Source organism: Rhizobium sp. H4 (genome assembly GCF_003013335.1).
Classification (GTDB): Bacteria; Pseudomonadota; Alphaproteobacteria; order Rhizobiales; family Rhizobiaceae; genus Rhizobium; species Rhizobium sophoriradicis.
Genome location: NZ_PSOW01000006.1, coordinates 150,536 through 168,903, shown reverse-complemented (window position 1 = coordinate 168,903; position 18,368 = coordinate 150,536). Strand labels below are relative to the sequence as shown.

Annotated in this window: 20 protein-coding genes; 8 read left to right on the top strand and 12 right to left on the bottom strand. The window is 61.9% G+C overall.

The window, feature by feature from the left end; all coding sequences use genetic code 11:
- Positions 1-21: 21 nt before the first annotated feature.
- Both C4N04_RS11475 and C4N04_RS11470 read right to left on the bottom strand, forming a co-directional pair.
- On the bottom strand, positions 22-372 hold the full coding sequence (locus C4N04_RS11475) for a MarR family winged helix-turn-helix transcriptional regulator (RefSeq protein ID WP_010032039.1): 351 nt from the start codon (positions 370-372) through the stop codon (positions 22-24).
- A gap of 143 nt (positions 373-515) precedes the next feature.
- Entirely contained in the window at positions 516-1,907 is a 1,392-nt protein-coding gene (locus tag C4N04_RS11470) for a M17 family metallopeptidase (protein WP_077995030.1), read from the bottom strand.
- 142 nt (positions 1,908-2,049) lie between these two features.
- Between C4N04_RS11470 and C4N04_RS11465 the strand changes: the two genes are divergently transcribed.
- Positions 2,050-2,889, top strand: a complete 840-nt coding sequence (locus tag C4N04_RS11465) for a tetratricopeptide repeat protein (protein WP_077995031.1) — start codon at positions 2,050-2,052, stop codon at positions 2,887-2,889.
- A 7-nt stretch (positions 2,890-2,896) separates the two neighbouring features.
- Here C4N04_RS11465 and C4N04_RS11460 read toward each other — a convergent pair whose 3' ends face one another.
- The 10 genes from C4N04_RS11460 to C4N04_RS11415 all read right to left on the bottom strand — a co-directional run bounded on the left by C4N04_RS11460 (position 2,897) and on the right by C4N04_RS11415 (position 12,503).
- Complete coding sequence (locus C4N04_RS11460) at positions 2,897-3,529, bottom strand: LysE family translocator (protein WP_077995032.1); 633 nt, start codon at positions 3,527-3,529, stop codon at positions 2,897-2,899.
- A 130-nt stretch (positions 3,530-3,659) separates the two neighbouring features.
- The gene (locus tag C4N04_RS11455; RefSeq protein ID WP_106796059.1) at positions 3,660-4,646 is read right to left on the bottom strand and encodes a type II secretion system F family protein; all 987 of its coding nucleotides are present in this window, start codon (positions 4,644-4,646) and stop codon (positions 3,660-3,662) included.
- Positions 4,647-4,660: 14 nt separating this feature from the next.
- The gene (locus C4N04_RS11450; protein ID WP_009991761.1) at positions 4,661-5,668 is read right to left on the bottom strand and encodes a type II secretion system F family protein; all 1,008 of its coding nucleotides are present in this window, start codon (positions 5,666-5,668) and stop codon (positions 4,661-4,663) included.
- Between the two features lie 4 nt (positions 5,669-5,672).
- Positions 5,673-7,151, bottom strand: coding sequence for a CpaF family protein (locus tag C4N04_RS11445; RefSeq protein WP_077995034.1), 1,479 nt, complete (start codon positions 7,149-7,151; stop codon positions 5,673-5,675).
- Positions 7,152-7,183: 32 nt separating this feature from the next.
- A complete protein-coding gene (locus C4N04_RS11440; protein WP_077995035.1) occupies positions 7,184-8,461 on the bottom strand; it encodes a CpaE family protein in 1,278 nt (425 codons plus the stop codon).
- A gap of 14 nt (positions 8,462-8,475) precedes the next feature.
- Positions 8,476-9,234, bottom strand: a complete 759-nt coding sequence (locus C4N04_RS11435; protein WP_038686206.1) for a CpaD family pilus assembly lipoprotein — start codon at positions 9,232-9,234, stop codon at positions 8,476-8,478.
- Positions 9,231-10,730 carry a type II and III secretion system protein family protein gene (locus tag C4N04_RS11430; RefSeq protein ID WP_077995036.1) on the bottom strand — a complete coding sequence of 500 codons (1,500 nt, stop codon included), beginning with the start codon at positions 10,728-10,730 and terminating at the stop codon, positions 9,231-9,233. The genes C4N04_RS11435 and C4N04_RS11430 overlap by 4 nt, the downstream gene beginning before the upstream one ends.
- A 12-nt stretch (positions 10,731-10,742) precedes the next feature.
- Positions 10,743-11,558 (bottom strand): Flp pilus assembly protein CpaB, encoded by an 816-nt coding sequence (cpaB, locus tag C4N04_RS11425; RefSeq protein ID WP_038686202.1) that lies wholly within the window; start codon positions 11,556-11,558, stop codon positions 10,743-10,745.
- Positions 11,559-11,668: 110 nt separating this feature from the next.
- Positions 11,669-12,181: a prepilin peptidase gene (locus tag C4N04_RS11420; protein WP_077995037.1), complete on the bottom strand. Its 513-nt coding sequence runs from the start codon at positions 12,179-12,181 to the stop codon at positions 11,669-11,671.
- A 136-nt stretch (positions 12,182-12,317) separates the two neighbouring features.
- On the bottom strand, positions 12,318-12,503 hold the full coding sequence (locus tag C4N04_RS11415; RefSeq protein WP_009993183.1) for a Flp family type IVb pilin: 186 nt from the start codon (positions 12,501-12,503) through the stop codon (positions 12,318-12,320).
- Positions 12,504-12,881: 378 nt separating this feature from the next.
- Here C4N04_RS11415 and C4N04_RS11410 point away from each other — a divergent pair, with 378 nt between their 5' ends.
- From C4N04_RS11410 to C4N04_RS11380, 7 genes are all read left to right on the top strand, one after another.
- Entirely contained in the window at positions 12,882-13,292 is a 411-nt protein-coding gene (locus tag C4N04_RS11410) for a pilus assembly protein N-terminal domain-containing protein (protein WP_077995038.1), read from the top strand.
- Positions 13,293-13,401: 109 nt separating this feature from the next.
- On the top strand, positions 13,402-14,037 hold the full coding sequence (locus tag C4N04_RS11405) for a TadE/TadG family type IV pilus assembly protein (protein ID WP_077995099.1): 636 nt from the start codon (positions 13,402-13,404) through the stop codon (positions 14,035-14,037).
- A complete protein-coding gene (locus tag C4N04_RS11400; protein WP_077995039.1) occupies positions 14,037-14,618 on the top strand; it encodes a TadE/TadG family type IV pilus assembly protein in 582 nt (193 codons plus the stop codon). The genes C4N04_RS11405 and C4N04_RS11400 overlap by 1 nt, the downstream gene beginning before the upstream one ends.
- Before the next feature lie 103 nt (positions 14,619-14,721).
- A complete protein-coding gene (locus C4N04_RS11395) occupies positions 14,722-15,942 on the top strand; it encodes a phosphopentomutase (protein WP_106796058.1) in 1,221 nt (406 codons plus the stop codon).
- On the top strand, positions 15,939-16,907 hold the full coding sequence (locus C4N04_RS11390) for an adenosine deaminase (protein WP_096770078.1): 969 nt from the start codon (positions 15,939-15,941) through the stop codon (positions 16,905-16,907). The genes C4N04_RS11395 and C4N04_RS11390 overlap by 4 nt, the downstream gene beginning before the upstream one ends.
- Positions 16,908-17,036: 129 nt before the next feature.
- Positions 17,037-17,666, top strand: coding sequence for a uracil phosphoribosyltransferase (upp, locus tag C4N04_RS11385; RefSeq protein ID WP_096763439.1), 630 nt, complete (start codon positions 17,037-17,039; stop codon positions 17,664-17,666).
- A gap of 127 nt (positions 17,667-17,793) precedes the next feature.
- The gene (locus C4N04_RS11380) at positions 17,794-18,363 is read left to right on the top strand and encodes a TIGR02281 family clan AA aspartic protease (RefSeq protein WP_106796057.1); all 570 of its coding nucleotides are present in this window, start codon (positions 17,794-17,796) and stop codon (positions 18,361-18,363) included.
- Positions 18,364-18,368 lie beyond the last annotated feature (5 nt).

Below are 18,368 nucleotides of genomic sequence, written 5' to 3'. Positions count from 1 at the left end.
CATTCCTTTCAGATCGCCCGTTCAGATCGGCAGACGCCGGCCCTGCTCACGGACGAGATCGCCCAGCTTTTCCAGGTAAAGCGCGCCGCCGACGGTGCGCTTGATGATCACGTTGCGCCGGTCGGCATCGTCGCGCACGCGGTCGACCAGGCCCATCTCGCCCATCGTGTCCAGCGCGCGAGTGATGACCGGCTTGGTGACACCGAGCGTGGCGGCAAGCCCGCGCACGGTGTGGGGCGGCGGCACCAGATAAATATGCAGCAGGATCGCCATCTGGCGCAACGTCAAATCGCGATCGTCAAGGCGCACCTGATCGAGCGCCACGCCATGCCAGAGCCCCAGCGCCTGCGAGGCGGTCAGTTCGATCGGCACGGCCCCTCCGGAAAATCGTTACGCTAGCGTTTCATTTTCCGGCAGTTGCCATGGACATGCAAGGGCGGCCGGCAATTGCCATCCGGCAGGGTGAATAAAATTTTAATGATCTCCTCTGCCGGGGCGACTTCCGGCATCATGCTCTAGAAAAGGCCCGTGCGGATATGATGAAAGAGCGCGCGGATCGCCTGCGCTTCGCCGCCGCCCGGCGAATGCGGCCGCTCAGACTGGGCCCAGCCGTAAATGTCGAAATGCGCCCAGCTCTTCGTCTTGCTGACGAAACGCTTGAGGAAGAGCGCGGCGGTGATCGATCCCGCCATGCCGCCGGCCGGCGCGTTGGTGAGATCGGCGAATTTGGCGCGGATATCCTTTTCGTAGCCGGGATAGAGCGGCAGGCGCCAGATCGGATCGTCCGTTTCCAGGCTCGCTTCGGTGAGGTCATGCGCCAGATTGGCGTCGTCGGTGAAGAAGGGGGGAAGATCTGGACCCAGCGCAACGCGCGCGGCACCGGTCAGCGTCGCCATGTCGATCAAGAGATCGGGCTCCTCCTCGTCGGCATAGGCGAGCGCATCGGCCAGGATCAGGCGGCCTTCGGCGTCGGTATTGTCGATCTGAACGGTGAGGCCCTTGCGGCTGCGATAAATGTCGCCTGGGCGGAAGGCGTTGGAGGAGATCGCGTTTTCGACGACCGGGACGATGACACGCAGATCGACCTTCAGCTTGGCGTCCATGATCATCAGGGCGAGCCCCATGACGTTGGCGGCGCCGCCCATGTCCTTCTTCATCAGCAGCATCGAGGCGGCCGGCTTGATGTCGAGACCGCCGGTATCGAAGCAGACGCCCTTGCCGACGAGCGTCACCTTGCGATGGCCCTTCTTGCCCCAGCGCAGCTCGAGAAGGCGCGGCGCATCGGCGCTGGCGCGGCCGACGGTATGGACGAGCGGGAAGTTTTGCTCAAGCAGCGCGTCACCTGTTATAACCGATACATCAGCCTTGTAACGCTGAGCCAGGCCGCGGAAAGCCGCCTCGAGTTGGTCCGGACCCATGTCGTTCGTCGGCGTATTGATGAGATCGCGGGCGAGAAAGACACCGGCGAGCTGGCGCTTGATGTCGGCGCCGTCGGCATCGCTCGGAATGAGCATTGTCGCGACGGAAGATTTTTCCGATTTGTAGCGGTCGAAACGGTAGCTGCCGAGGCCGAAGCCGAGGGCCAGGCGATTTGCCGTCAGCGGCGCGGTCTCGATGTGCCAGTCGCCGGCCGGCAGCGCACGCGCGAGTCTGCCGGCGATATAGGGCTGTTCGGACGGATTGGTGCCGAGGCCGAAAAGCGCGCCGCCGAGATGGCCTTCGGCGGTCGGGATCAGCAGCAGCGATCCGCTCTCGGCCTTGAACCCTGCCTTTTTTGCCCAGTCGAGGGCGATCGGATCGATCGTGCCGGTCTCGATATGGGCGGGCGTGACGGCAAAGATCGGCAGCGTCGAACCGCCCTTCGTGTTGAAGGGGGTCGGTCTTTCGATGAACTGATAGGGGGCCATGATTGTCCTTCGGCGGTCGTCAGGAATCGTTCCTTAACGGTCTGTTAGGGTTAACAGACTATTGCTGGAGCGAAGATTGCGTCAAACCTTTCCCTGTTCCGCGTTCGAGGTGAGGCGCCGATTTCGGAATCAGGAACGCGTCATGCCTGCCTCGCTCACCACCATATCCACCAACCGCTTCCTGCAGGGCGTCGCGGCGTCGCTGATCGTCGTTGCGCTGGCGGGCTGCTCGACGACGACGAAGGACCGGATGACGACAGGCTCGGTGCCGAAACTCACCAAGCCGGTCGAAGAGATGGACGCGACCGAGCTGCGCTCGGCAACGGATCGGCTCGGCCAGGCCTATGACAAGAACCCGCGCGATCCCGTCACCGGCGTCAGCTATGCCAATCTGCTGCGCATGAACGGCCGTGACGCGCAGGCGCTCGCCGTCATGCAGCAGGTGGCGATCGCCAATCCCGGCGACCGAAACGTGCTGGCCGCCTATGGCAAGGCGCAAGCGGCAGCCGGACAGTTCCAGCAGGCGCTCGACACTATCGGCCGGGCCCAGACACCGGATCGTCCGGACTGGAGGCTGATCTCGGCCCAAGGGGCGATCCTTGATCAGATGGGCCGGGCAAGCGAGGCCAGGCAGCGCTACCGCGACGCGCTCGACATTCAGCCGAACGAACCGTCCATTCTTTCCAATCTTGGAATGTCCTACGTCCTGACCGGCGATCTGCGCACGGCCGAAACCTATCTGCGCTCGGCCGCCGGCCAACCAAACGCCGACAGCCGCGTCAGGCAGAACCTGGCGCTCGTCGTCGGCCTGCAGGGACGTTTTGCGGAAGCCGAGCAGATCGCGCGGCGAGAGCTCTCGCCGCAGCAGGCTGATGCCAATGTCGCCTATCTCAGGAGCATGCTGTCGCAGCAGAATTCCTGGCAGAAGCTCGCCGCCAAGGACAAGACGCCGGGCGCGGCGGACGGCAGCAATACCAACTAAACCGTGTTCAGCGGACGCTGAGGCCCGAAAGGATGAGACGGAGACCGAGGCCGCCCATGACGGCACCGGCGGCTCGGTCGATCCAGCCCTTGGCATGGAGATAGAGCCGCCGCGGATGGCGGGCCGAAAAAGCGATCGCTACGATCGAATACCAGCCCGCCTCCACCGCAAAGACACCGAGCGGCAGCGCGAAGATGAGATCGAGCGGCACCGTCCTCGGCAATAGCGCGGCAAACAGGCTGGCATAGACGATGATGGTCTTCGGGTTGCTGAGCTGGGTCAGCAGCGCGGTCGTGAAGCTGCGCATCGGCGCGCGGCGTCCATGGACGGCGTCGGAAACCTCGAGCGGCCGACCGGCGCCTTTCCAGATATTGACAGCGATATAGACGAGATAGACACCGCCTGCGACCTTCAGCAAGATATACAGCCATTCGAACTGAGACAGCAGCGCCGTCAGTCCGGCAAGCGCCAGCACGGCGAAAACGACACCGCCTGCACCCATGCCCAGCGCGGCCGCAAGACCGTCCAGCCGTGACTGTGAAATGGCGATCCTGGAGACGACGACGAAGCTCGGGCCGGGGCTCATCGCGCCGACCATCAGGGCTGCCATGATGCTGATGAAAATGCCCTGAGAAGACATGTGAACCTCGCCTTCGGGATGGAACGCGCAGAGAGGCACGGCCTCCGCGCCACTCGATCATCGTCCATCTCGTGTAGCAGTTATGCCGGCGCCCGTCACGGGCACGGACGACATATCGTCTGCGCAACCGTCAGAACTTGTCCGCCACCTGGATGCCGGCCGGGCCGAGGATAACGGCAATCAGCACCGGCAGGAAAAACAGGATCATCGGCACCGTCAGTTTCGGCGGCAGGGCGGCCGCCTTCTTTTCCGCTTCGTTCATGCGCTCGTCGCGCCCTTCCTGAGCGAGAACGCGCAGCGCTTGGGCGACCGGCGTGCCGTAGCGATCGGCCTGGATCAGCGCCTGAGTGACCGAGCGCACCAGTTCGATCTGCGTGCGCGTGGCAAGATTTTCGAGCGCCACCCGGCGATCCGGCAGGAAGGAGAGCTCGGCCGTGGTCAGCACCATCTCCTCGGCGAGCGCCGGCGACTGCTCGCCGAGTTCTTCCGACACACGACGCATCGCGGCCTCGATCGAGATACCGGATTCGACGCAGATCAGCATCAGGTCCAGCGCATCCGGCCAGGCGCGCTTGATCGAGTGCTGGCGTTTGCCTTTGCGATTGGAGATGTAGATGTTCGGCGCGTAGAAACCGAGATAGCCGATGCCGATGACGGCGAAGAGGCGGATAGGCATGCCCCTTTCGGCGAGGTTGCCGAGGCCGAAGACCCAGAAGGCGGCAAGCGCCAGGAAGAGGAAGGGCAGCAGGAAGCGCGCGACGAGGAAGGTATTCAGCGCATTCTCCGAGCGGAAACCGGCGGCACGCAGCTTGTTGACCGTATTTTCGTCGACCAGCGCCTTGCGCAGGTTGAACCGCTCGACGATCTGGCGAACCGAGCGGTTGTTCTGGCTCCTGAGCGACGCCTTGCCGGCAGCCGGGTCGGCATTCATGCGGGCGCGTTCGCGGGCGCGGATCTGCTCGCGCTCTGTCGAAACGGCCTTCATGCGCTTGGTCAGATCGCCGCGCTCGAAAAAGGGGATGGCGATCGTGTAGAAAGTGGCGAAGACGGCGATCGCGACGAAGACGGCGATCAGCATGCCCGGATTGGTCAGCGTTGCGGCGAGGTCCTGCGACATGGTGCTTCCTTCCGCTAGATGTCAAAATTGACCATGTTGCGCATGACGAAGATGCCAATCGACATCCAGATCGCCGAGACACCCATGATGAAATGGCCGCGCGGATCGGTAAAAAGGATCATCATGTAGTTCGGCGAGGTGAGGTAGACGAGGGTCGCGACGATGAAGGGCAGCGCGCCGATGATGACTGCCGACGCCTTGGCTTCCATTGACAGCGCCGAGACCTTGGCCTTCATCTTCCGGCGCTCGCGCAGCACCTTGGAGAGATTGCCGATCGCTTCCGACAGATTGCCGCCCGCCTGCGACTGGATGGCGATGACGATCGCGAAGAAGTTGACTTCCTGGAGCGGCATGTGAAGCGTCATGCGGGCGCAGGCGTCGGGAATGCTGAGGCCCACCTGCTGCGCCTCGATTATCCGCCGGAACTCGCTCTTGACCGGCTCGGTGCCTTCGGTTCCGATCAGGCGAATCGCATCGTTGAGCGGCAGGCCTGACTTGATCGAGCGGGTGATGACGTCGAGCGCATTGGGGAGCTCGTTGAGGAATTTGTTCTGGCGGCGCTTGATCAAGAAGCCGAGAACCCAGCGCGGCAGGCCTAGACCGGCGACGACGGCAATGCCGATCATGACCATCCACGATGCGCCGACGATGAAGGCCACGATCAGCAGCACCGAGGCGAAGATGGCACTGATGAGATAAAATTTCCCCACGCTGATCGGCAGGCCGGCCTGCAACAGGCGGGATTTCATCGACAGGGTCTTGCGGGTTTTTTCGTGCTGGCGTTTTTCCAGATCCTTCAGATTGTCCTGCACCGATTTGCGCCGCTTCGACAGTTCCTGCACGCGGTCGCGGGCAGCCTTGACCTTGACCCGGTCGACCTCTGCCGACTTCACACGATTGATGCGGCTTGCCGATTTCTTGTCGGCCTCGATCCGCGTAAACATGAGCGCATAGGCGACCGCCGCCGCGGAGACTGCCGCGAGGACGACGATTGCCAGGACTACCGGATCGAACCCGAACATCAGCCTAATCCTTGGATTTCGCTTCCATCGCGTCGAGGGCGGCGGCCAGGCGCTTTTCCTCGTTGAAGTAACGAGCCCGATCCCAGAAATGCGGTTTGCCGACGCCGGTCGACATGTGCCGGCCGATCAATCGGCCGCCCGCGTCTTCGCCTTCGATCTCGTAGCGCATCAGATCCTGGGTGATGATGACGTCGCCTTCCATGCCGATCACCTCGGTGATCTGGGTGATGCGGCGCGAACCGTCGCGCAGGCGCGCCGCCTGGATGATGACGTCGACAGAGGTGGAGATGATCTCACGCACCGTTTTTGCCGGCAGGGTGAAGCCGCCCATGGCGATCATCGATTCGATACGGCTCAGGCATTCGCGCGGGGTGTTGGCGTGGATCGTGCCCATCGAGCCGTCGTGACCGGTGTTCATCGCCTGCAGCAGGTCGAAAACTTCAGGTCCGCGCACTTCGCCGACGATGATGCGCTCGGGACGCATGCGCAGGCAGTTCTTGACGAGATCGCGCATGGTGATCTCGCCCTCGCCTTCGATATTCGGCGGACGCGTTTCAAGACGCACGACATGCGGCTGCTGCAGCTGCAGTTCGGCCGTGTCCTCGCAGGTGATGACGCGTTCGTCGCGATCGATGTAATTGGTCAGGCAGTTCAGGAGGGTCGTTTTACCCGAACCCGTGCCGCCTGAGATGATGACGTTGCAGCGCACCCGCCCGATGATCTGCAGCACGGTTGCGCCTTCCGGCGTGATCGCGCCGAAACGGACGAGCTGATCGAGCGTCAGCTTGTCCTTCTTGAACTTGCGGATGGTGAGCGCCGGCCCGTCGATCGACAGCGGCGGTGCGATGACGTTGACGCGCGAACCATCGGGCAGGCGCGCGTCGCAGATCGGGCTCGATTCATCGACGCGGCGGCCGACCTGGCTGACAATGCGCTGGCAGATGGAGAGAAGCTGCGCGTTGTCGCGAAAACGGATTTCCGATTCGATCGTCTTGCCGCCGACTTCGATAAAAGTCTGGCCGGCGCCGTTGACCATGATGTCGGCGATGTCGTCGCGCGCCAGCAGCGGCTCCAGCGGGCCGTAACCGAGGACGTCGTTGCAGATATCCTCAAGCAGCTCTTCCTGCTCGGAGATCGACATCGCGAAATTCTTGATGGTGATGATGTCGTTGACGATGTCGCGGATTTCCTCACGCGCGCTTTCGCCGTCGAGCTTGGAAAGCTGCGAGAGATCGATCGTGTCGATCAGTGCAGAAAATACCTGCTGTTTGGTGTCGTAATATTCGTCGGTGCGCACCGGCCGCTTGCGCTGCGGCGCCTGCATCGGCGGCGGTGTCACCTGCTGGCGCTGGTTCTCGCGCGCGGGTTCGACCAGAATGGAGGGAGAGGAAGCCACGGGTGCGGGCGCGGCCGGAGCCGGCGGCGGAGGAGCGATCGCGCCTCCAGCCTTTCCGAAACCTTCGTTTCCGCGTTTTCCAAACATGCCGCTTAATCCAATCTGCTCGTTCTAATCGTCTATTTGCGCTTCAGAAGGCCTAGCAGGCCTCCCTTCTTCGCCTTCCTGATCGCGGCTCGGCCGGTGACGATGTGCGATATCTGCGAAAAGGTTTCCGCCGTCGGCGACCTGGGATCGACTTCCGAAATCATCCGGCCGCTGTTGGCGGCGTTGCCGAAGAGATTGATGTCGAAGGAGATGATCGCGATCGGATCGATCTCCAACGGCTCACAGAAATCCGATGGCGAGATCTCGGGACGTTTCGGCATGCCGACCTGATTGAGGATAAGATGCGGCGGCTTGTCATTCGGCCGCATCTTGCGCAGCGCATCCAGCATGTTTTTGGTGTTGCGCAGATTGGCAAGATCGGGAACCGCCGTGATGACCACCTCGTCAACGCTCGCCAGCACCGAGCGGGTCCATTCCGACCATGCATGCGGAACGTCGAGCACGGTAACGGGGGCGCTGCGCTGCAGGACGTCGAGCACCGGCTGGAAAGCCTGGCCGTCGAAGTCATACGCCCGGTCGAGCAGCGAGGGTGCGGCGAGCAGCGACAGATGCTCGGAGCATTTCGTCAGCAGGCGGTCGAGGAAGACCTCGTCGAGACGGTCGGGCGCGAAGACCGCTTCGGCGATGCCCTGGGCCGGATCCTGGTCGAAGTCGATATTCGCCGTGCCATAGGGGAGGTCGAGGTCGGCGAGGATCGTCTCGGTGGAGAAAAGATTGGAAATGCCGAAAGCGCAATTATGGGCGATGGTCGAGGCTCCGGTGCCGCCCTTCGAGCCGATGAAGGCGATGCTGCGGCCGAGCGGCTCGGCTTCCGGATCGACGAAGATCGAGGCCATCGCGGCAAGGATATCGGGCATGGCGACGGGCTGGACCATATATTCCGAAATGCCGTTGCGGATCAGTTCGCGATACAGTCCGATATCGTTGTAATAGCCGACGATGACGACCTTGGTGGTCGGATCGCAGACCGCGGCGAGCGGAGCGAGTTCGGCAAGGAGGCTTCCGACATTCGCCTTGGTCTCGAGGATAATGAGGTTCGGAGTCGGCGCGCCGGAAAACATATTGGCGGCAGCGGCAATGCCGCCGCTGGTGATGCGCAGGCTCACCTTCGCCATGCGCCGGTCATTGGCGCAGCGTTCCATGACCTGCTGCAGGGTCTCGCTCTCGCAGAAGGCGTGGACGGAAATACGCGGCAGCGGCCGCATGGCCTCCAGATCAGCCATGCGCACAGCCTCTTCGGCATGACGAAGCTCGCTGGGGTTCTTGATTTCGTACTCGATGGCGCTCATCGTCCCGTCTCGCCTCAGAAGCTGCTGTCGCTGCCGCCGACATCCTCGATCGTCGATGTCGTCGTTCGGTATTCCTGGATCGCGTTGTTGCGCCGCTGCGCGTCGATCGGCGTCATGCCGCGAGGTGCCACCAGATCCTCCGGATTGGCGACCTGGGCGGCGAGGTTGTTTTGCGAGGCGCAGCCGAAATTATAGTAATTCTGATTGGCGAAATCGTTCGAGATGTCCTTCGGCCACTGACCGCACTGCGTGGTGATCGCGGTCGTGCCGGTGAAGCTCAGGCGGATCGGCGCCGCATCGCCGGCGCCGGCAGCGGCATAGGAAGTATTGATGATTTTCGAGCTCGCGATCCCTCTCGACGCCAACTCCGCGCGGACCTGCTTGCGCAACTGATAGGCGGCCGCCGAATTCGGCGAGCCTTCCGGCGACAATACGTATACCGGACCGGAGGCACGGGAGATATAGTTTGCGGCAAAGCCGCGGATGAGATCGCGCTGGGCGATGGTCAGGCGCCGATCGGTGGAAGCAACAGGAATATCCACCGTCTGCTCGGCCTCGGTGACGATAATCGGATGCCGGGCACGGTAATCATCCGGAATGCCGCCGGTCGTCAGCTGGTCGTGCGGACCGGCGCATCCGGAAAGGATCGCCATCGAAACGGCGGCCGTGAGGTAAAGCGCCTTGGAGATTGCGAGCCGGGGTGTCGTCGAATTCATGAAGGCCATCGCCTGATCTCTGTTCTGTGCCATTGCTGCCGATGCCTCTCCACTCATTTGTAGATAAACCCGATCGAGCCGTGGAACTGCGCATCGGCGACGGGCGCCTCGCGGCGGCCATAGACCTTGTTGACACGGTTGAGGAAGAAGGTTGCACCGTCGTTCTCGGGACTGAAATTGTCATCCGGCCGGTTCAGCTGATTGCGCGCCACCGGACGCACCAGATAGGGCGTTGCGATGATGACAAGTTCGGTTTCCTGACGCTCGAAGCCCTTCTGACGGAACAGCGTTCCGAGCAGCGGAATCTTGGAGACGCCGGGTGTGCCGCCCATCGTCTGGGAGACATTGTCGCGGATGAGGCCGGCGAGCGCGATAGAGCCGCCCGAGGGCAGCTCCACCGAGGTCTCGGCCGAACGGCGCTGATAGGTGGCGTTGCCGCTGCCGGCGACCGGCTCGGAGACGTTCGTCTTGATCTCCAGGCTGATGCGGCCCGACGACAGCACGACCGGCTTGAAGGCGAGGTTGATACCGTAATTAAAGGGAACGACAGTAACGTTGCCGTCATTGTCGGTCGTCGAATAGAGCTGCTGACCACCGGAATTGAATGTCGCCGCCTGACCCGAGATTGCCGTCAATGTCGGCTCGGCGAGCGTCCTGACCACCTTGGCCTGTTCCAGCGCGTTCAGGTAGGTGGAGATATCGTATTTGCCGATCGAGCTCTTGAAGAGAGCCGCCAGGCCGCCGCCAACCGTTGCCGTCGCGCTGTCGGCGCTAGGAGTGCCGAGCTGGGCAACCGTCATGCCGGAGGAGTTGGAAACCAGGTTGTCGAAGCCGAGCTGCTTCAGCACCTCACGACGGACCTCAGCGATCGTCACCTTGAGGGTGACCTGGTCCTCACCCTCGATCTTCAGCAGATTAACGACCTGGGAGGTCTGCCGGCCTTCGGCAAAGAGCGCCACCGCGCTGTCGCCGCCGGTGCCGGACGCCGTCTCCGTTCTCGTCGTCGCCTCGCCGCCCTTCAGGAAGACCTGGGCCAGATCGGCGGCCTGCGTGGCGTCCTGCGGGGTGCGCACGGTGCCGGTCAGGACGATGTTGTCGGAGACGATTTCGACGTTGATGGCGGAATCGGGAATGAAGCGGCGGAGATTGGCTTCGAGACCGGAGACGTCGCGTTCGATCTCAATATCGAGGTTGATGATCTCCTGCCCGCCGGCGCCGAAGACAAAAATATTCGTCTGGCCGACCTTCTTGCCGAATAGATAGATGCGTCGCGACGTCCGGGTTACGGCATCGGCCATGCTCGGATCCGATACGAGAATATCATGGGCATCCTCCGGCAGATCGACGACGACAGCCTTGTTCAGTCCGAGCTTCAGGCGACGGTGAGCGTCGGGGCCGGTCTGCGCGATGCGGATAAGGTTTCCAGAATCGGCACGCGCCTCATCGACGGTGAGAAGCGGCCCGAAAGAGGCCGGCGCCATGCCGGTGACGCTGATCGCAAGCGAAAGGCTGCCTGTCAGGAGGAGCTTGGCGCGCCGCGTTGAATTGCCCATTTGCACGTCCCTTTACTCCGGCTTCGGCGCTGCGCCGGCATCCGTTACGATGGAGCCCGACTTGATGACCTGAATGATCGCACTGCCGTTGTCGCCGCTCAGCAGATAGTCGGCGGCGCTGGTGTCCTGCTCCTGCGCATCGGCGACCGAGCGCAGCGCGAGCGATAGCCGGTCGGCCATCTGTTGTGCGACGGCCAGAACCTTCGTCTGATCGGGCGTGAGCTCGAGCGTCGCGGTCGTTCCCACGACCGCCTTCGAGCCATCGTCCTTTTCCTGGATCTGCTGGTCAATGGCGAGAACACGGACATTGCTCAGCACCGTCTCGGTGATGAGCTTGTTGGCCTCGGTGCCCTTGCGGACCATGATGACGTCGACGCGGTCGTTCGGCAGGATGAAGCCGCCGGCGCCGGTTGCCACGGATATCTCGGTCGCAACGGCGCGTTTGCCGGCCGGCAACAGCGATGACAGGATGCGGCTGCTGGAATCGGCGACTTTTTCCGGCCGGATCGGCTCACCTTCGAAGATCGGCAGGCGCACGACGGCGCCCTGCAGGTCCTTGATCGCATCGGGCTTTTCGGCTTCGGTGATGAGGCCCGGGACGACGCCGCCCTGCGGCCAGGCCATCCAGTGCACCGAGCCCTCTTCCAGCCTTTGGCCGACCGCCAGGTTGCCGCTGGAGACGAGGACGTTGACGGTGGGTTCCTTCTCGATGACCGACTGCACCTGGGTGACGACGCCACCGCTGCCGGCCATCCGCATTGCCAGGAGGCCGGCGAGGCCGGCTGCCACCACGGCGACAGCGAGAATTATAAGGCGGGCCGGTTTCATCGATCATTCCTCAAGGCACGATATGTTCGCCCTGCAGAATGCTCAGCAATTGGTATAATTATGGTTAATGGAACGCTTACATTTTAAGTTAACGGGCATTTAAAATCCCGTTATTTCAGGCTTTCCAAAGTGGCGATGAAGATCGGCGAGGCTGGGAAGGCCATAAAGCCGCCGATCGCGATCGCAATGCCGTAAGGGATCTTCTTGGCGAGCAGCAGCGAGTTCGGAACCGGCAGGCCGATGGCGAGAATGGTGTTCGACTGGGTTCTCACCAGCAGGATGAGCAAGGTGATGAGACCGCCGATCATGGCGACGTCGGCCATCAGCAAGGCAAGCGACTGGTTCAGCCCGAACCAGAGCGCGGTGGCGGTCAGAAGCTTGGCGTCTCCACCGCCCATCACATTGAATGCAAAAAGCGCAAAACAGGCGGCAAGCACGATAGCGGCAGCGGCAAGATGCATGCCGATTGCCTGCAGGCCAAAGCCCGAGAAGGGCGCCAGCACGAGGAATGAGACGATAAGGATCAGGGAAACGCGGTTCGGAATCGTCATGGTGAACAGATCCGAGAAGGCCGCCATGGCGAGGCAGAGTGGCAGAATGACAAAGACTGCAGCTGCGATCATGCGTATACCCGATCATAGTAAAATACGAAAAGGCTCACGGCTTGCAGCGCGTGAGCCCGCTCGATAGACCAGCCAGAGCAGATCCGGCCAGAGCAGATCCGGCCAGAATCGGAGATGCCGCCTCGCGGCACCTCGCTTAGTTGACCTTCGTGACGGCATTGTCCATCTTGGTGCTCAGGCCGGTGAACACGTTACCGATCTTGGTGCCGAGGCTCGTTGCGCCGGTGATGAGCGCGACAGAAATGAGGGCGGCGATCAGGCCGTATTCGATTGCGGTCGCGCCGGATTCGTCCTTCAGAAAACGGCTAAAAAGCTTGGTCATGGTTACTCCTAACTCCAGTTGATGTTCAGCACGTCCGCCAACTGTTGCCGTTGATCGGATGACCGCAATCTAGTGAATGGGCGTTTCCATCGGCTTAAGAAAAAGAGTTAACCAGGTGTGAAGGCAATAAGAGGCTGCCGTAGGGTAAGTATTACCTTATTCATTTCTCTCAATATTTAACGATATTCCCGGGTTAACGGCGGGTTTCATCTGTAATAGCACAGGTGCCGCATCCAATTGGAACGTGTTCCGCCCGGAGCGCGTGCCAAATCGGATCATCCTGCCTCACCTCGAAACACCATGGTGAGCTTAAAGCTTCATTCACCATTTTTTTCCATTCTATGCGCCTATTGCGCTGTGATCATGAAAGAGGACCAGATGTCATCGAGCGGCAAAACCGTTTTCGTTGCCGGCATGATCGCCGTTTTCGGTGTTTCGGGAATTTCCGCGGCCGCAGACGATGACATGCTGCGTGTCTATATGGATCACGCGCGGGTGTTGAAGCTCGACCGCCCCGTCAGCAAGGTGATCGTCGGCAATGCCAAGGTCGCCGATGCGACCGTCGCCGATGCCAAGACGATCGTGCTGACAGGACGCAGCTTCGGCACCACCAATCTCGTTCTGCTGGACGCCGACGGCAACGCCATCCTCGACGAGCGCATCCTGGTCTCGATCGACGAGGGCAACACGGTGCGCGTCTACCGCCAGACGGAGCGCTCCGTGCTGTCGTGCACGCCGAACTGCGAGCAGCACGCGCAGCAAGCGGCCGGCGGCACCACGTCCCCCTGATCGGCCCGGCTCGGATCTTCGTATTCGTTAAAATCGTCGTATCGGACTGAAACGGAAAATCAACGAACGGACCCTAGTGTGGCAGGCAGATGTCGCTCGGGTCCAGGCAATGACGGTAGTTGATCAGAAGACGGATGAGCAGCGCGCCTTCGCGCCGTTCCGTTTCTCCCAGTTTCGCGCTGCCGCCCGCTCGCGCGACGGCGCGGCGGCGATCGAATTCGCCCTGCTTGCCATCCCTTATTTCGTCGTGATCTTCGCGATCCTCGAAACCTTCATCGCCTTCGCCGCCGAAGAACTCGTCTCCAATGCCGTCGATACGATGAGCCGGCGGATGCGGACCGGACAGATCACCTACAATCTCGGTCGTACGACCGATATGACCCAGACGCAATTCCGGCAGGCCTTCTGCGGCGAGATCTCAATCCTGATCAGCTGCTCGGCGACCGAGGCGGCGACGCCGAGCAAGCTCTACCTGGATGTGCAGACCTTCGCCGCCTTCTCGGCCATTCCGACGACGATTCCCAAGCTCTCCACCGACAGATATTCCGACATCAACACGGCGGCGATCAAATATTCGCCCGGCGGCGCCGGCACGATCAACATGCTGCGCGCCTACTATCGCTGGGAAATCATCACGGATCTGGTCCGGCCTTACATCACGACGATCCGCCCCTCCGACGGTTCGATGCCGACGCAATATCTGATCATCGCGACCGCGGCCTTCCAGAACGAGCAGTATCCATAATGGCATTGCGCAACCCGTTCACCAGACTGGCACTGACGGCGCGGCGGCTGATCCGAGAGCGCCAGGGCGCCGGCGCGATCGAGTTTGCGATCCTCTTTCCCGTGCTGGTCATGCTCTATATCGGCGCTTTCGAGATCACGATCGGCCTCAGCGTCTCCAAGCGCGCGACCCGTGCCGCCGGTTCGATCGCCGATCTTGTCACCCAGCAGCAATCCGTCACGAAGAGCACACTCGGCGAGATGCGGTCGGTCGCAAACGCGATCTTCGTGCCCTACAACTCGTCCTCGCTAACGCTGAAGATCACTGGGATTACTGTCGACGCCAGCGCCAATGCCACGGTGCTCTGGTCCTGGGCGCAGGACGGGAGCGTGCCCTATGCCAAGAATGCCGCGGTCAGCGACATACCCTCGGACATGAAGACGGCCAACAGCTTCCTGGTCCGTAGCGAACTCAGCATTCCCTATACGATGTTCCTGTTCGCGCCGAATTTCATGCCGGATGGAGTGCGCACGATCAACATCAGCCGCAGCTATTTCTACCGCCAGCGACAGGGCGATTCGATCCCCTGCGGCGACTGCTGACCTCCCCCATCTCGAATTTGCCAAGCCGGGCGCAGCATTATATGCCTGGGCCGCAACCGCTTCCGACATCCGGAGGTCGGCGATCGGTCCTTTCGGGGGTAAAATGGCGCGTGCCTTTCTTTTCGTTCTGGATTCCTTCGGCGTCGGCGGCGCGCCGGATGCGGCCGCCTATGGCGACGAAGGCGCCGATACGTTCGGCCATATCGCCGAATTCTGCGCCGCCGGAGCCGGCGATCGCGCCGGGCTACGCAGCGGACCGCTTCGCCTGCCGAATATGTCCGAGCTTGGGCTGATGCATATTGCGCGCGCGGCCTCCGGTCAGTTTCCGGCCGGCATGTCTCTTCCGGAAAAGGTCTACGGCGTTTATGGCGCCGCCAACGAAATCTCCCGTGGCAAGGACACGCCCTCGGGCCATTGGGAGATCGCGGGAACCCCGGTCAATTTCGACTGGGGTTATTTCCCGACGGAGGGCGACGCCTTCCCGCCGGAGCTGATGGAGGCGTTGTGCAGAGACGGCGATGTCCCCGGCATTCTCGGCAACTGCCATGCTTCCGGAACCGAAATCATCGCCCGGCTCGGCGAAGAGCATATCCGCACCGGCAAGCCGATCTGCTACACCTCGTCGGATTCGGTCTTCCAGGTCGCCGCCCACGAAGCACACTTCGGTCTCGAACGCCTGCTCACCTTCTGCCGTATCGCCCGTGGCCTCGTCGATCCCTACAATATTGGCCGCGTCATCGCCCGGCCCTTCATCGGCCTGTCGGCTTCCACCTTCCAGCGGACCGGAAATCGGCGCGACTTCTCGGTGCTGCCGCCGGAACCGACATTGCTGGACAGGCTGCTCCAGAACGGCCGGCACGTGCATGCCGTCGGGAAGATCGGCGATATCTTCGCCCATCAGGGAATTTCGCGCGTCATCAAGGCGACTGGCAACGAGGCGCTGATGGATGCGTCGCTGTCGGCGATCGACGCGGCGAACGACGGCGATCTCGTCTTCACCAATTTCGTCGATTTCGACATGAATTACGGCCATCGCCGTGATGTGCCGGGCTATGCCGCAGCCCTCGAAGCCTTTGATGCGCGCCTACCGGAAGTGCACAAGAAGCTGAAGCCCGGCGACCTCGTCGTGCTCACCGCCGATCATGGCTGTGATCCGACCTGGCGCGGCACGGACCATACGCGCGAACGCGTGCCTGTTATAGCCTACGGCCCCGGCATCCGCTCGCGTTCGATCGGCATACGCCGCACCTATGCCGATATCGGCGAAAGCATTGCGCGCCATCTCGGCATTCCGGCCGGGCCGCACGGAAGGAGTTTCCTGTGACATCACATTTGAAGAAGGTGGAGCTGCACTGCCATCTGGAGGGCGCGGCGCCGCCAGCTTTGACCGAGGCGCAGGCGCGGAAATATGGCATCGACATCAGCGGGGCGCTTCGCGACGGCGCCTATGTCTGGCATGACTTCGCAAGTTTCCTCGAATGCTACGACACGGTTTCTGAGGTCTACAAGACCGAGGAAGACTATGCGCTTCTGACCGAAACCTATCTCGATGAACTTGCCGCCATCAACACGATCTACAGCGAACTCATCGTGTCGCCCGATCATGGCAAGCGCATCGGGCTCGGCGCCGATGCCTATATAGCGGGTGTCTGCGAGGGCATCCGGCGCGCCAAGGCGAAGAGCGGCATCGAGGCCCGGCTGATCGTCACTGGCGAGCGGCATTTCGGCCCGGAGAGCGTGATCGGTGCGGCCGAATATGCGGCCAAGGCCGGCAATCCATTGATAACAGGCTTCAACTTGGCCGGCGAAGAGCGCATGGGCCGCGTCGCTGATTATATCAGAGCCTTCGATATCGCCCGCGATGCCGGCCTGGGGCTCACCATCCATGCCGGCGAGGTTTGCGGCGCCTTCAGCGTCGCCGATGCGCTCGACGCGGTGCGCCCCGCGCGCATCGGCCATGGCGTGCGCGCCATCGAGGATCTCGACCTGGTAAAGCGGCTTGCCGATCTCGGCACCGTGCTTGAGGTCTGCCCCGGCTCCAATATCGCACTGCGGGTCTTTCCCGATTTCGCTTCGCACCCGCTGCGCCGGTTGAAGGAAGCGGGGGTGCAGGTGACGATCAGCTCTGATGATCCGCCTTTCTTCCATACGTCGCTCGAGCGCGAGTATGCGCTTGCCGCTGAGGTTTTCGGCTTCGGCGATGCGGAGATCGACGCCATGACGCGCACCGCAATCGAAGCGGCCTTCGTCGACGGAGAGACGCGGAAGGCGCTGCTCGCCCGCCTTTGAGGCCAGAGCCTTCCTAAACGGGAAAGGCTCCGGAGGTTGGGGAAGACCGGCGCAAATTCGGCTGCACTCTTGCGGTCGGGCCAATTTCCGTGAAAGAAACATGCGATAGAAAGAATGAAAGGCTTCCCCATGGACGGCGTCACGGTCATCGATCATCCGCTTGTGCAACACAAGCTCACCATCATGCGGCGCAAGGAGACATCGACGGGAAGTTTCCGGCGCCTGCTGCGCGAAATCTCCACCCTGCTCTGTTACGAGGTCACCCGCGACCTCGAGCTGACGATGGAAACGATCGAGACGCCGCTGCAGACCATCGAATCGCCGATCCTCGAAGGCAAGAAGCTGGTCTTCGCCTCGATCCTGCGTGCCGGCAATGGCCTGCTTGAAGGCATGCTCGATCTCGTGCCTTCCGCCCGCGTCTCTCATATCGGCGTCTATCGCGACCACGAAACGCTGCAGCCGGTCGAATATTATTTCAAAGCGCCGGAAGATGTGGCCGAGCGCCTGATCATCGTCGTCGATCCGATGCTGGCGACCGGCAACTCCTCGATCGCGGCGATCGACAAGCTCAAGGAGCGCGGCGCCCACAATATCCGCTTCCTCTGCCTGCTTGCCGCCCCGGAAGGCATCAAAAATTTCCGAGCGGCGCATCCCGACGTTCCCGTCTTCACTGCAGCGATCGACAGCCACCTCAACGAGAAGGGCTATATCGTGCCCGGCCTCGGCGACGCCGGCGACCGCATGTACGGCACCAAGTAATTTCAGCCTTCCTTTACCAAATCGAAAGAGTTTAACGCCCCGGCGGTTCGCCCCGGGCCGTTTTCCTGCCGATATTAGCAACTTATCAGCACTTGCGGCTTAGCAATCTGGAAGCATGAGGCCCCGCATGAAGCGGGGTTTATACAGGAAGGATTTCTGTTTCATGCTCGTGCGTACCGTCATATTCGCCAGCATCGCCGCGGTGCTCGCCACACAGGTGCCGTCCTTCTTCGCCGGCACCGGCCAACAGCCCGCCGACACTCTTTCCGCCAATTACATCTCGAGCGAAAGCGGCATGCCCGCAGCCGCCGCACCCGTCTCCGGCAGCAATGTGATCCGCCTGCAGGCAGATGCGCAGGGCCACTATACCGGCAGTTTCAAGATCAACGGCAAGCCGGTGCAAGGCCTGATCGATACCGGCGCCACCTATGTCGCGCTCAACGAGACGCTGGCGCGCCGGATGGGCTTCACAGCCCACCAGCTCGATTTCCGCTATGGCGTAAACACCGCAAACGGCCAGACCAAAGCCGCGCATGTGACACTCGACCGGATCGAAATCGGCGGCATCCGCGTCCGCGATGTCGAAGCCTTCGTCCTCAAGGATGAAGCGCTCACGACGACGCTGGTCGGCATGAGCTTCCTGAAGAAGCTCGCCTCCTATTCCGTCGCCGACGGCTCGCTCAGCCTCAAGCAATAGATAGC